The sequence below is a fragment of the Streptomyces sp. Act143 genome (genome assembly GCF_003143935.1).
GTDB lineage: Bacteria > Actinomycetota > Actinomycetes > Streptomycetales > Streptomycetaceae > Streptomyces.
Genome location: NZ_QFRX01000001.1, coordinates 2,691,467 through 2,704,930, shown reverse-complemented (window position 1 = coordinate 2,704,930; position 13,464 = coordinate 2,691,467). Strand labels below are relative to the sequence as shown.

The following is a 13,464-nucleotide window of genomic DNA, read 5'->3' as shown; positions in this document are numbered from 1 at the left end:
GGCGATGCCCGGCCGTATGCTGGGGGCGATTCCGACCCCTCCGCTGAGGAAGAAACCTCCGATGAGCCCTCGCCCCGCCGACTCCCCCGCCCCCAGAGGCCGCAGTCGTCGCAACTTCGCGGGGGCCCGGCCCGTCATGGCTGACGTCGCTCGGATGGCCGGGGTGTCCAAGCAGACCGTTTCCCGGGTGCTCAACGATCACCCCGCTGTCCGGGACGAGACCCGGGAAGCCGTGCGGGAGGCGATGCGGGTGCTGGGGTACCGGCCCAGCGCCAGTGCCCGGTCGCTGGCCAGCGGGCGGACCCGGATGGTCGGGGTGATCTCCTTCGACGCCGCCCGCTACGGGCCCGCCAGCATCCTCACCGCCATCAACACCGCCGCCCAGAAGGCCGGTTACCTGCTCAGCTCCATCGCCCTCGACGACACCGCCGACCACGCCACCGTCGCCGAGGCCGTGCAGCGGCTGTCCGCCGAGGGGGCGGACGGGGTCATCGCCATCGCCCCGCAGCACCGGGTCGGGCAGGCCCTGGCCGACACCCGCCTCGGTACGCCGCTGGTGGTCATGGAGAACGAGATCCGGGGCGGCACCCCGCTCGCCACCGCCGACTCCCGCGGCGGCGCCCGGCAGGCCACCGAACATCTGCTGCGGCTCGGGCACGCCACCGTGCGGCACATCGCGGGGCCCGCCGGCTGGAGCTCCGCCGACCAGCGGGTGGCCAGCTGGCAGGACACCCTGAAGGCGGCCGGTGCCGAGATCCACGAGCCGCTCGTCGGCGACTGGAGCGCGGACTCCGGGTACGAACTGGGCCGGGAACTGGCCCGACGCCCGGACGTCACCGCGGTGTTCGCCTCCAACGACCAGATGGCCCTCGGCCTGCTGCACGCCCTGCACGAGGCGGGCCGCCGGGTCCCCGACGACATCAGCGTCGTCGGCTACGACGACATCCCCGAGGCCGCCCACTTCCTGCCCCCGCTGACGACCGTGCGGACCGACTTCGCCGAGATCGGCACCCGGTTGCTGCGGCTGCTGCTCGACCGGATCGACGGACGGACCGACGCCGTGGCCGGCGCGGGGGACGAGCCGATGATTCCCGTCGAGCTCGTCGTGCGGCGCAGCTGCGGAGCGCCGCCCCGCGGATGACGTCCGCGCGGGGGTGAAGGCCGCCTCCGGGGCCTGGCGGCTCGGTCCGCCGGGCTCGGCCCCGACCCGTCGGCGGTCCCCCGCGCTCAGTCCGCCGCCGCCCCGCCCAGCGGCAGCGTCACCGTGAACACCGTGCGCCCCGGCTCGCTGCGCACCTCCACCGTCCCGCCGTGCGCCCGTACCAGTGAGCGGGCCACGGCGAGGCCGAGGCCGCTGCCGCCGCGGTCCCGGCTGCGGGCCTTGTCGACGCGGTAGAAGCGGTCGAAGACCCGTTCCCGGTCGGCGGCCGGGATGCCCGGGCCGGAGTCCGCCACCTCGACCAGCGCCCGCCCGCCGGCGACGGACACCGTCACGCACACCGGGGTACCGGCCGGGGTGTGCACGGCCGCATTGGTGAGGAGGTTGTCCAGGACCTGCCGGACGCGGTGCGGGTCCACCCGCAGCGCCACCGACCCCGGACCGTCCGGCACCGTCAGCGGCCGGTCCGGGTGCGCCGCGCGGAACGCGTCCGCCGCGTCCCGGACCAACGTCACCAGATCCGTGTCGGCCGGGCGCAGCGGGGTCTCCACCTCCGCCGCGTCCAGGCGGGCGAGCAGCAGCAGGTCGTCCAGCAGGACGCCCATCCGGGCCGCCTCCGCCCGCAGCCGGGCCAGGTGCTTGTCCCGTTCCCCGGGGGCGTTGGCGGCGGCGTACTGGAAGAGGTCCGCGTAACCCCGTACCGACATCAACGGTGTGCGCAGCTCGTGCGAGGCGTCCGCGACGAAACGGCGCAGCCGCTGCTCCGCCTCCGAGCGCACCGCCAGCGAGCGGTCGATGTGCTCCAGCATCGAGTTGAACGCGGTCCGCAGCTCCTCGACCTCCGGGCCGCCGCCCTTGCGGTCCGCGCGCAGCGGCAGCCGGGCCGCCGACTCGGTCAGGTCGTGCGAGGCGATGCCGTGCGCGGTGGACGCCATGTCGCTGAGCGGCTTCAGCCCGCGGCGCAGCACCTTGCGCCCGACCAGGACGAGGGCCAGCAGCGCGAGACCGAACGCCACCACCTGGACCGTGATCAGCTGCCCCACGGTGTCGTCGATGTCGTCCATGGGCGCCGCGCTGACCAGGATCACGCCGGGCTCGACCTCGCAGGCGCGCAGCCGGTACTCGCCCGCGCCCGCCAGGTGCTCGGTGCGGGTCACGTCCGTGTCCGCGGCGGCCTTGGCCTCGGCGACGGCCGTGAACTCGTCGACGTCCTTCGGCAGGTCGGTGGGGTCCTCCGGGGTGCGCAGCACCGGGGTGCCGTCCTGCACGTCGTACACCGCGTAGTACCAGCGGTAGTACTTCTTGCCGGCCAGGCTGCCGGACTCCGCGATGCTCTTGGACTGGGCGACCTGGGCGAGCGAGAGCTGTTCGTTGAGCTGGGCCGACAGGTAGTCGCGCATGTACGTCGTCAGAGCCGTGCCCACGACGCCGAACACCACCAGCGCCAGCGCCCCCAGCCCCAGCGCGAGCCGGGTCCCGAGCCGCATCCGCCGGTACGCCGAGCGCAGCCGCCGGATCACTCCGCGGCCTGCCGGATGACGTACCCGAAGCCCCGCACGGTCTGGATCAGCGGGTCGTCACCCGTGTCGTCGAGCTTGCGGCGCAGCCGGCTGACGACCAGCTCGACGACGTTCGAACGGCCCCCGAAGCCGTACTCCCAGACGTGGTCGAGGATCTGCGCCTTGGTGAGCACGGTCGGCGACTTGCGCATGAGGTAGCGCAGCACCTCGTACTCGGTGGGGGTGAGCGTGAGCAGCTTGCCGCCGCGCCGCACCTCCCGGGTGTCCTCGTCCATCGTCAGGTCCGCGACCCGCAGCACCGAGCGCTGGAAGCCGGGGCCGGCGGCGCGCCGCAGCACCGTCCGCAGCCGGGCCATCAGCTCCTCCACGGCGAACGGCTTGACCAGGTAGTCGTCCCCGCCCCGGGTCAGCCCCGCGACCCGGTCGGCGACCGCGTCCCGGGCGGTGAGGAAGACCACCGGCACCATCGTCCCCGAGCGCCGCAGCCGCTCCAGCACCCCGAAGCCGTCGACGTCGGGCAGCATCAGGTCGAGCACCACGATGTCCGGGTGGAACTCGGCGGCACGGCTCAGCGCCTCCTCGCCGGAGTTCGCGGTGACCGCCTCCCAGCCCTCGTAGCGGGCGACGGTCGCCACGAGGTCGGCGATCGGCGGGTCGTCGTCCACGACGAGGAGTCGTACTTTTTCCACCTGCTCATAGTGCGGCACGCGGCCCCGCAGACCAGAGCCGTATCCTCCGCGGGGCCACATCGATAACCACTTGAAAGTTGTACGACAGCAAATCGACAGGTCGCTCAAGCGAAGCTCGATTACCCCGGCACCGATCAAGGAGCTCCGTTCCGTGACGACCGTCAAAGCGCCACCCGTGACCCCCACCACGGCGATACGGCCCAAAGTGGTGGCCCGCACGGGCCTGTACGCCGTACTCGCCGCGAACGTGGTGGTCGTGGCCGTCTTCTTCGCCCAGGCCGGGTTCGCCTCCAACGCGCTCGTCGTGCTGGGCCGCCTCTTCGGCCTCTACGGCGCCCTCCTCATGGCCTTCCAGCTGCTGCTGGTGGCCCGGCTGCCCTGGCTCGACCGCCGGATCGGCATGGACCGGCTGACCTCCTGGCACCGCTGGACCGGCTTCGGCATCCTGTGGACGCTCCTCGCGCACGCCGTCTTCATCGCCTTCGGCTACGCCGAGGGCACCGACGTCGGCCCCGTCGGCACCGTCGTCGACCTCGCCGAGACCACCGAGGGCGTGCTCCGCGCGGTCGTCGCGCTGGGCATCATCATCGTGGTCGGCGCCGTCTCGGGCCGCTGGGCCCGGCGCCGACTGGCCTACGAGACCTGGCACTTCATCCACTTCTACACCTACGTCGCCGTGGTCCTCGCCATCACCCACCAGGTCGCGGCCGGTACGACGTTCACCTCGTCGACCGTCGCGAAGACGTACTGGTACGGCGTGTGGACCGTCGCTCTCGGCGCGGTCGTCCTGGGCCGGGCGGTGCTGCCGCTCTGGCGCAACCTGCGCCACCAGTTCCGCGTGGAGGCGGTCGTCCCCGAGTCCGCCACCGTCGTCTCGATCTACATCACCGGCCGCGACCTGGACAAGCTGCCCGCCCGCGCCGGCCAGTTCTTCCTGTGGCGGTTCCTGACCAAGGACCGCTGGTGGCAGGCGAACCCCTTCTCCCTGTCGGCGGCCCCCGACGGCCGCACCCTGCGGCTCACCGCGAAGGCCGCCGGCGCCGGCAGCGCCGCCCTGCGCCACGTCAAGCCCGGCACCCGCGTCTTCGCCGAGGGCCCCTACGGCGCCTTCACCGCGCTGCACCGCACCCGCCCGGAGTCGGTCCTGATCGCCGGCGGCGTCGGCGTCACCCCCATCCGCGCGCTCCTCGAAGAGCTCCACGGCCACGCGGTCGTCATCTACCGCGTCGCCACCGACCGCGACGCCGTCCTCTACGACGAGCTGCGCGAGCTCGCCCACGCCAAGGGCGCCGAACTGCACCTGGTGACCGGCCCGGTCCACCCCGACAAGCTGGCCCCCGCCGAACTGCTGCGCATGGTCCCCGACATCGCCGACCGGGACGTCTTCCTGTGCGGGCCGCCCCCCATGATGAACGCGGTGCTGGGCAGCCTGCGCGCGCTGGACGTGCCCAAGGCGCAGACCCACTTCGAGCGCTTCAGCCTGGCGGGATGAGGAAAGAGATCGTGAAGCGAGCCATACCTGTAGTCGTCCTCAGCATCGCGGGCCTGGTCCCGGTCTGGCGCTACGAGCCGTCCCTCGGCGGCGGAACGTCCACCACGGAAGCCGCCCCGGCCCCCTCCGCGTCGTCCTCCTCGTCCGGCGGTGCGGCGACCGGCACGGTCGTCAAGGGCACCTTGGTCAACACGGAGAAGGGGCCGGTGGAGGTCCAGGTGACCTTCCAGGGCGAGAAGATCACCGCGGTGAAGATGCTCCAGCAGCCGAACCATCCGCAGACGACGGCGGCGGTGCCCAAGCTGGTCGCGGAGACGTTGCAGGCGCAGAGCGCGGACATCGACACGGTGTCGGGTGCGACGATCACGAGCGAGGCCTACAAGGAGTCCCTCCAGGCCGCGATCGACGAGCAGGCGAAGTCCGCGGCGTCGGCCTCGGCCTCCCCGGCGTCCGCGTCCCGGACCGTCGACGGCTCGGCGCTGACCACCGAGAAGGGCCCCGTCCAGGTCCAGGTGACCTTCGAGGGCGAGAAGATCACCGCGGTGAAGATGCTCCAGCAGCCGAACCATCCGCAGACGACGGCGGCGGTGCCCAAGCTGGTCGCGGAGACGTTGCAGGCGCAGAGCGCGGACATCGACACGGTGTCGGGTGCGACGATCACGAGCGAGGCCTACAAGGAGTCCCTCCAGGCCGCGATCGACGCGAAGGGCTGATCATGCACAGGGTCGAACACGTCATGGGCTTCCCGGTGTCGTTGCGCGTCGACGACGAGGGCGACTTCGCGGAGGCCGGGGACGCCGTCTTCGCGTGGCTGCGCGAGGTCGACGCCCGCTTCAGCCCGTTCAAGCCGGACAGCGAGGTCTCCCGGCTCGGCCGGGGCGAGCCGGCGGAGGCCGACGTGAGCGCGGACCTGCGGCTGGTGCTCGACCTGTGCGAGCACTACCGGGCCGCGACCGGCGGCGCGTTCGACGTCCGCCTCCCCGGACGCGGCCTCGACCCCTGCGCGGTGGTGAAGGGCTGGTCCGTGCAGCGGGCGGCGGACCTGCTGAGGGCGGCGGGCGCGCGGCGCTTCGTGCTGAACGCCGGCGGCGACGTGGCCGCCGCCGGCGGCCCCTGGCGGGTGGGCGTACGCCACCCCGAACAGGCCGACAAGCTGTGCACGGTCCTGGACCTGACGGACGGCGCGGTCGCGACCTCCGCCCGCTACGAGCGAGGCGACCACATCATCGACGGGCGTACCGGGCTTCCGGCGACGGGACTGCTGAGCATGACGGTGGTGGCCCCCTCCCTGACGGAGGCCGACTCGGTGGCCACGGCGGCGTTCGCGATGGGCCCGGAAGGCGTGGACTGGGCGGCCTCCCTGCCGGGCGTCGAGGTGTTCGCGGTGGACGCGGAGCGCCGGGTGCTGCGGACGCCCGGGTTCCCCACGGCTGAGGCCGAGAGCCGGTCCTGAGCCCTACCGGTTTCCCCACCTCGCCCGGTCGGCCAGCACCTCCTGCAACGCGGCGTGGCGGAACTGGTACACGGAGCCGCTGCGGCGCAGCACGCCGAGAGCGTGAGCTTCTTCCAGGAACCGCAGCAGACGCACCGGCACCCGCCCGGCGAACGCCAACGACCCGACGGTGACGGCATACCGGGGCGACGCCCTGCCTCGCAGCATCAGGGCCGACGCCGGTACGGCCGTCGTCAGGAACGCCAGGATCAGCGCGAAAGGATTCACGGACCCGGTCGCCGCGAAGGCGGCCATGGTGGCGAGGCCGACGAGGACCGGCGGGAGCAGCGCCGAGCGCCTATCCAGACGCAGGCTCTGTCTCGCGCTGACGGCGTCCGTCGTCCGCCGCGAACGCCGGGGAAGTGGCAGGGCGAGCCTGCGGGGCTGCGGTGAGCGCGCGGTGGCGAGTACCACCAACGCCACGAAAGCTCCGGTGAGCGCGAGATAGAAGACGCGAGCTCCTCCCTGGAGTGTGAGGCCCAGGCCCAGCAGCGGTCCGGTGAGGACAAGAGCGACGCACCCGAGCCGGAATCTCAACCCCAGGGAGCCGTACACCCGGTGCAGCTCCCACCAGACGAAGTCGCGCGTCTGGAGCCGGTCCATGTGCCCGGCCATGAAGGCCAGCCAGCGCGTGGCCTTCTCCGGTGAGGTGACCGTGGGATCGCTGTGGCGGTAGGTGGCGGGGATGAAGCCGTCGAGCAGGCGCCTCTGGATGTGCTCGCCGTCCGTGAATCGCAGCAGCTCTTCGGGATTGGTCCCGGGTTCCCGGTAGACCTCCGCGGCCATGCGGAGCATGAAGGGCGCACTCAGGACCTCGGCCAACGGGTGGTACGGCTGAGTGGAGAGGACGCGGAAGACCGCATCCCATCGGTTGTCGCCCGGCAGGAGTTCTTGCATCAGATAGTGGAAGACATCGGCCGTTCGAAGGGGATCGAGCTCCAGGACCGACGCCCCCCGCAATGGGCGGCCGTCCTGACGGATGACGGCCTCATACTCCCCCGTGCGCGAGGTCAGCACGAACATGCTCTCCGGAGAGTGGTTCAAGGCGTCGATCGCCACGGCGCGGCTCTGGGCGGGCAGTTCGTCCAACCCGTCCAGCAAGGGCAGGACCCAGCCCCCGCGCACCAGACGCTCCAGGGTGCCCGGTCCCAACTCGACCGAGAGTGAGGGGTGATCCGCCTGAACGCGGTCGCGGATCCAGTCGGTGAGTGTTCGGCCCTGCGGATTCCACGAAGCCAGCGGCAGCATCACCGGCACCGGAAAGCGCTCAGACGGCGTCCGCTTCTCCAGCAAGGCGCCCGCCAATTGGTAGGCCGCTGTCGTCTTGCCCGATCCAGCCGCTCCGATTAGGACGAGTCGCCCGTCCGGCACGGAGTCGAAGAGGCCACGAGGGTCGCTCAGCAGGTCACCGGAGGACGTGGACATGCGTCCGGGGTCGGAGCGGGACACCGTACTACGGCTGAGGGACCAGCGCAGCGGGAGCGGATGGCGATCGTCGAGCCTGCGCCGTCTCAGCTCCTTGAACAGATTCCGCCGCACCGCATCGGCCAGCGTCTCGACCGCCCTGACGAGTTCGGGCTCCAAGTACGTCGGCCGCCGGCTCGACTCCTCGGCACCCGCCGTGACCACCAGGGGCTTCCGGGGCGCCGTACGCCGGTTGATCAGCGCGGCCACCGGCGCCACCCCCGCGGCCGTCAGCTCGGCGGGCTCCGCGCGCCGGGGCGGCGGCACCAGGAACCCGGGCAGGCCGTCCGGCGGACCGTCCGGCAGGGTGACGGGCAGGAAGCGGTCCGGATAGGCGTAGTACACGTCCTGCAGCTGCGTGGCCTCTGTGTCCGGAAGGCTGCGGTAGCCCGGCGAAGACACCGGCAACACCAGCTCCGCACCCAGGAGTTGCTCCCGCTGCCAGCGCGGCCAGTCCTCCTGGCGCTGGCCGGGCGGCAGGTCCAGCCGGGCGTCGATGCCGTGTCCGCGCAGCAGGAACCACAGTTCGCGTACGGCTTCGAAGTGGTCGGGGGAGTCGTACGCGTACGTGATGAACACCCGCCTGCCCGGCCGCTCGCGGTCTCGCGCAGCCCGTGCCGACGACGGTTCCTGGGGCACGGTGCGGATGAACTGGCGCAGGATTTCCTGGCGTTCCGGCTCGTCCATCGGACTGACCTGGGTGACCTCCCCGTCGGTGAGATACGAGACCAAGCGCTCCGAGGCCGCGAGCAGACTGGCGGGGCGCAGGGGCTCGTCCCTGACGGTGGCGAGGATCTCCTCGTACGCGTAACTGGGCTGATACGGCACCTCGACGGCGCCCCAGTAGCGCTCGGGGTCCGGCACATGGGACAGGTAGCGTCCGAACCTGGCCCGCGCGTAGCGGCGACCCTGGTCCAGCCGGTCGGCCTCGCCGTTCTCGACGCGCATCGGCACCGGAAACATGCGGAGCTGGTTGCCCGCACGCTGCCGGTGCACCGAAGCGGCCACCGCCTCCGCGCCGTCGATGGCCTGGCTGCTCAGGGTGAAGCAGTTGACCAGGATGTCCGGGAGCTGGACGGTGCAGATGCCCGCGGTGTCGCTGAGTCCCGTACGGCTGTCGATCAGGACGTAGTCGTAGTGCTCCCGCATGCTGCGCTTGAGGGCTTCGATGAAGCCGCCGCCGCCGAGACGCTCGTAGAAGTTGTTCCAGTCGAAGGTGCTGACGAGCGTCGAGTACAGATGGTCCTGGCGGCCCGCGGGGACGAGGTCGATCGATCCCGGCTCGCGGAAGTCGTGCTCCACGGACATCGCGTAGGGCTGGATCGCGGCGAGTGGTTCGTGCCAGTCGGGCTCGTCCGGGGTGGCCGGGTCCGTGGCGGCCGTCGCGAACTCCCACACCAGGTCCATGATCCCGGGCGAGGAGAGCAGTTCGCTGTCGGGGAGGAACGGGTGGAAGTAGCGGTGCAGGCCCGGCGCTTCGAGGTCCCAGTCCACGACCAGGACACGCTTGCCCCGGCAGGCCATGATCCAGGCGGCGTTGGCCAGGGCCATGGTGCGGCCGGTGCCGCCCTTGTACGAGTAGAAGGTGACGATCCGCGCCCTCAACGCCCCAGCCCCCCTGGTCCGGTGAGCACCGGCCGGAACTGCGGCCCGGCCTCGTTGACGCGGCGTACGACCTCGGCCATGCGCATGATGCGGCCCTGAATCTCGACGAGCACCTGGCCGAGGACCCGCTCGAAGTCCTCCATCGACGGCATGTCGCCCCGGAAGGCCCCGCCGCCCGCCTCCATCCAGTTGCCCAGACTGGCATACAACCGGTTGTAGACGTGACCGCCCTGCGGCCCCTTCCGCAGCTCGTCGAGGTCCGACGGCACGAGGACGACCGAGTTGCTCGACCGGGTCCGGTCGAGCCGGGCGAACAGTTCCTGGAATGCTGCCAGTTCGACCGATCGGGGATCGACGATCAGCACTACCAGGCACTGGCGCTCCGCCGGGCCGTCGAGGAGCGTGAACAGCGAGTCGTCGGCGGGCAGGACCTGCGACTCCATGTCCCGGGTGAAGGCCACGCCCTGGGCGCGTACGACGATGCTGCCCGAGGAGGCCGGGTGGTACGGCCGCCAGTCCACCAGTTCCTGCCCGTACATGTCGAGTTCGGCGTGCGCCACGTTCAGCATGTCGTCCCGTCGGCCCACCGCCACCACGAACACCACCTTTCTGGCACCCCCTCCGGCACGCGCCGCGGGGACCCGTCCGCCGGCTGCGGCGGGCCGCTCGGCCGGTGCGAAGGCGTTGGGCAGGGAGAGCAGGTCGGGAACCGGATGCGGGGCCGGTGGAGCGGCCGCCGCCTCGAGGATCATCTCGGCGTAGCGCTCGAGGAAACCGAGGTACTGGCTCCGGTAGTCACGCCGCCGGAGGAGGGTCTTGAGCCCGAACTGCTTGTACTCCTTTCCGAACCCGTCCCGGGAGTCCTGCAGTTCATCCGCCACCGGTGGCAGCTCCCCGCGGGGCGGCAGCCACCACACTGGGACGATGCTGTTCGGCCGCTCGCCGGTCGCCTTGTGGTGGGCCGCCATCCGGTGGGCGAAGGCGGACCACTCCTGGCCGCTCACGTGGCTGGCGAAGTAGTGCGGTGAGTAGACCGGCACGAAGACCAGGCACTCCGCCAGGGCTTCGCCCAGCGCGGTGGCCCACAGGGCGCCGCTCGGCTGGTTGCGGTCGATGAAGCCCACCGAGTCGAGAGGGAGACCGCCTCGGGTGGACAGCTCGCGGCAGAGGTCTTCGTAGAACCGGTCCAGATACACGTCCACAAGGTCGGAGCGCGCGTAGCTGAAGAAGAAGTGCCGCACCTGACCTCACTCGCCGTCGCTGCCCGTCCGGTGGCGCGACCCTACTGGAAAACACCGGTGCGGGCTGCCGGTCGCAGTCCGCCCCCGTTCCCTTCACGGGTCGGCTGACGTCACAGACGTCCAGGCGGCGCGGGCCGCTGTAGCCGGCGACCGCCGTGCCGTTCTGCACGCACGCCTGCACCATCCTCGTGTCCGGCCCCTGTCTTCGCAGGTCCGAAACACGACGGGTCTAGACTCACCGGAACGGCCGGTCCCGCCGGGGCCGAAAGCGGGCAACTCCTGCCAGACCCGAAGGGTATTCGGCGTTTTGATACGGATAGATTCAGTCACCAAGCGGTACCCGGACGGCACGGTGGCGGTCGACCGGCTCTCGTTGGAGATACCCGACCGCGCCATTACCGTCCTCGTCGGCCCCTCGGGCTGCGGCAAGACCACCACCCTGCGCATGATCAACCGGATGATCGAGCCGAGCGAGGGCACCATCCTCCTGGACGGCCAGGACATTCAGCAGCAGCCGGTCAACACCCTGCGCCGGTCCATGGGATACGTCATCCAGAACGCCGGCCTCTTCCAGCACCGCACCATCGTCGACAACATCGCGACCGTGCCCCGTCTGCTCGGCTGGAAGAAGGACAAGGCCCGCGAGCGCGCCCGGGAACTCATGGAACGGGTCGGCCTCGACGGCTCGCTCGCCCGGCGGTACCCCTACCAGCTCTCCGGCGGACAGCAGCAGCGCGTCGGCGTCGCCCGGGCGCTCGCCGCCGACCCGCCCGTGCTGCTCATGGACGAGCCGTTCTCCGCCGTCGACCCCGTCGTGCGCAAGGGACTCCAGGACGAACTCCTCAGGATTCAGGAGGAGTTGGGCAAGACCATCGTCTTCGTCACCCATGACATCGACGAGGCCGTCAAACTCGGCACCATGGTCGCGGTGATGCGCACCGGCGGGCACCTGGCCCAGTTCGCGCCGCCCGCCGAACTGCTGTCGCACCCGGCGGACGAGTTCGTGGAGGACTTCCTGGGCGCGGACCGGGGGGTCCGCCGGCTCTCCTTCTTCCCCTCCACCGGGCTGGAACTGACGATGTCACCCGTCGTCACGGCGGGCGGCGGTGCCGAGCGGGCGGACACCGACGCCGAGTTCCTCCTGGTGACGGACGCCGACGGCAGGCCGCTCGGCTGGACCGCGCCGGAGGACCTGGCGGCGGAGGGGCAACTCCTGCCCTACGGGCGTCCGTTCGTCGCCGGAAGGGACTCGTTGCGGGCCGCGCTGGACTGCGCGGTGCTCTCGCCCACCGGATGGGCCGTCGCCGTGGACACCGACGGCAAGGTGACCGGCGTGGTCTCCCAGCAGACCATCGCCCGGGCGATCAGGGGCGCCCACGCCGAGGTACGCACGGACGCGAAGGTCGGCGGATGAACTGGGACCGCCTCTTCGACATCCCCAGCGACCTCCAGCACAGCTGGCTCGGCCTGGTCGGCCTGCATCTGCGCGAGGCCCTGCTGCCCGTGCTCGCCGGGCTGCTGATCTCGCTGCCGCTCGCCCAACTCTGCGTGCGCTTCCGCTGGTTGTACCCGCCGGTGCTGTGGGTGACGACCGTGCTCTATGCGATCCCCTCGCTGGCCTTCTTCGTCCTCCTCATCGACTACACGGGCCAGACCGAGCTCACGGTGATGATCCCGCTCACCGTCTACAGCCTCGTCGTGCTCGTGCCCGCCATCGTCGACGGCGTCCGCTCGGTACCGCAGGAGACCCTCGCCGCCGCGACCGCCATGGGCTTCGGACCCGTACGCCGCTACGTCCAGGTCCAGTTGCCGATCGCGGTGCCCGCCCTCGTCGCGGGGCTGCGGGTCGCCACCGTTTCGAGCATCAGCCTCGTCAGCATCGGCAGCATCATCGGCAACCAGGGTGCCCTGGGCAATCTCATCAACGACGCCAACATCTACAACCGGCCCGAGCTCGCCGTGAACGCCGTGCTCAGCATGGCCCTCCTCGCCGTCCTCGTCGACGGCGCCCTGGTCGTCGTACGCCTGCTGCTGACCCCGTGGATGCCGCGCAGGGGCGGCAAGGGGCGGACGAAGCCGAAGGCGGAGCGGCCCGAGCCGGCCGCCGCAGTTCTGGAGGACGCAGCCCGGTGAACCTGTTCCACTTCATCAACGCGTTCTTCAGCGACGGCGGCCACTGGCACGGCTACGACGGCATCCCCACCCGGGTCGCCGAGCACATCGGCTACACGCTGGAGGCGCTCGCCTTCGCCGTCCTCATCGCACTGCCGGTCGGCCTCGTCACCGGCCACTACGGGCGCGGCGGCAACGCCCTGTCGCTGATCGCCACCGCGGGACGGGCCCTGCCCACCTTCGGCCTGCTGGTGCTGATGACCCTGCTGTACGGGTTCGGCCTGGTGAACGTCATGGTCCCGCTGGTCGTGCTCGCCGTACCGCCCATCCTGGTCACCACGTACGAGGCGATGCGCTCGGTCGACCCCTCGCCGGTGGACGCGGCACGGGGCATGGGCATGAGCGAGGCCGGGGTGCTGTTCCAGGTGGAGCTCCCGGCCGCCCTCCCCCTGGTGCTGAGCGGCATCCGCTCCGGGGCCATCCAGATCGTCTCGACGGCCACCATCGCCGCCTACGTCGGACTGGGGGGACTCGGCCGGTTCATCATCGACGGGCTCTACCAGCGCAACTACGAGAAGGTCGTGGGCGGCGCCACGCTGGTCGCCGGCATGGCACTCGCGACGCTCGCCGTGTTCTGGCTGGTGGGCCGGTTCGCGGTGTCGCCCGGGGTGCGGCGCGGCGCCTGAGCCG

At 71.4% G+C, this 13,464-nt stretch carries 11 protein-coding genes; 7 read left to right on the top strand and 4 right to left on the bottom strand.

The window, feature by feature from the left end; all coding sequences use genetic code 11:
• Positions 1-61: 61 nt before the first annotated feature.
• Positions 62-1,141, top strand: coding sequence for a LacI family DNA-binding transcriptional regulator (locus DI272_RS12125; RefSeq protein WP_109495376.1), 1,080 nt, complete (start codon positions 62-64; stop codon positions 1,139-1,141).
• Between the two features lie 86 nt (positions 1,142-1,227).
• Here the strand turns inward: DI272_RS12125 and DI272_RS12120 are convergent, their stop codons facing one another.
• Together DI272_RS12120 and DI272_RS12115 are read right to left on the bottom strand one after the other, a co-directional pair.
• On the bottom strand, positions 1,228-2,679 hold the full coding sequence (locus DI272_RS12120; RefSeq protein WP_109495375.1) for a cell wall metabolism sensor histidine kinase WalK: 1,452 nt from the start codon (positions 2,677-2,679) through the stop codon (positions 1,228-1,230).
• A complete protein-coding gene (locus tag DI272_RS12115; protein ID WP_109495374.1) occupies positions 2,676-3,344 on the bottom strand; it encodes a response regulator transcription factor in 669 nt (222 codons plus the stop codon). Before DI272_RS12115 ends, DI272_RS12120 begins: the two co-directional genes overlap by 4 nt.
• Before the next feature lie 175 nt (positions 3,345-3,519).
• Between DI272_RS12115 and DI272_RS12110 the strand changes: the two genes are divergently transcribed.
• Genes DI272_RS12110 through DI272_RS12100 form a run of 3 tightly spaced genes read left to right on the top strand, consistent with a single transcriptional unit; the run spans position 3,520 to position 6,313 of the window.
• Entirely contained in the window at positions 3,520-4,860 is a 1,341-nt protein-coding gene (locus DI272_RS12110; RefSeq protein ID WP_109495373.1) for a ferric reductase-like transmembrane domain-containing protein, read from the top strand.
• Positions 4,861-4,871: 11 nt separating this feature from the next.
• Complete coding sequence (locus DI272_RS12105; protein WP_109495372.1) at positions 4,872-5,573, top strand: FMN-binding protein; 702 nt, start codon at positions 4,872-4,874, stop codon at positions 5,571-5,573.
• Between the two features lie 2 nt (positions 5,574-5,575).
• The gene (locus DI272_RS12100) at positions 5,576-6,313 is read left to right on the top strand and encodes an FAD:protein FMN transferase (RefSeq protein WP_109495371.1); all 738 of its coding nucleotides are present in this window, start codon (positions 5,576-5,578) and stop codon (positions 6,311-6,313) included.
• A 3-nt stretch (positions 6,314-6,316) separates the two neighbouring features.
• On the opposite strand, the gene DI272_RS12095 is transcribed toward DI272_RS12100, so the two are convergent.
• Both DI272_RS12095 and DI272_RS12090 read right to left on the bottom strand, forming a co-directional pair.
• Positions 6,317-9,421, bottom strand: coding sequence for a KGGVGR-motif variant AAA ATPase (locus DI272_RS12095; protein WP_109495370.1), 3,105 nt, complete (start codon positions 9,419-9,421; stop codon positions 6,317-6,319).
• Complete coding sequence (locus DI272_RS12090; RefSeq protein WP_109495369.1) at positions 9,418-10,662, bottom strand: TIR-like protein FxsC; 1,245 nt, start codon at positions 10,660-10,662, stop codon at positions 9,418-9,420. Before DI272_RS12090 ends, DI272_RS12095 begins: the two co-directional genes overlap by 4 nt.
• 307 nt (positions 10,663-10,969) lie before the next feature.
• Between DI272_RS12090 and DI272_RS12085 the strand changes: the two genes are divergently transcribed.
• The 3 genes from DI272_RS12085 to DI272_RS12075 are packed head-to-tail and all read left to right on the top strand — an operon-like array spanning position 10,970 to position 13,460.
• Positions 10,970-12,076, top strand: a complete 1,107-nt coding sequence (locus tag DI272_RS12085; protein ID WP_181387165.1) for an ABC transporter ATP-binding protein — start codon at positions 10,970-10,972, stop codon at positions 12,074-12,076.
• Positions 12,073-12,795: an ABC transporter permease gene (locus DI272_RS12080; protein ID WP_109495368.1), complete on the top strand. Its 723-nt coding sequence runs from the start codon at positions 12,073-12,075 to the stop codon at positions 12,793-12,795. Before DI272_RS12085 ends, DI272_RS12080 begins: the two co-directional genes overlap by 4 nt.
• Positions 12,792-13,460 carry an ABC transporter permease gene (locus DI272_RS12075; RefSeq protein WP_109495367.1) on the top strand — a complete coding sequence of 223 codons (669 nt, stop codon included), beginning with the start codon at positions 12,792-12,794 and terminating at the stop codon, positions 13,458-13,460. Before DI272_RS12080 ends, DI272_RS12075 begins: the two co-directional genes overlap by 4 nt.
• The last annotated feature ends 4 nt before the right edge of the window (positions 13,461-13,464 follow it).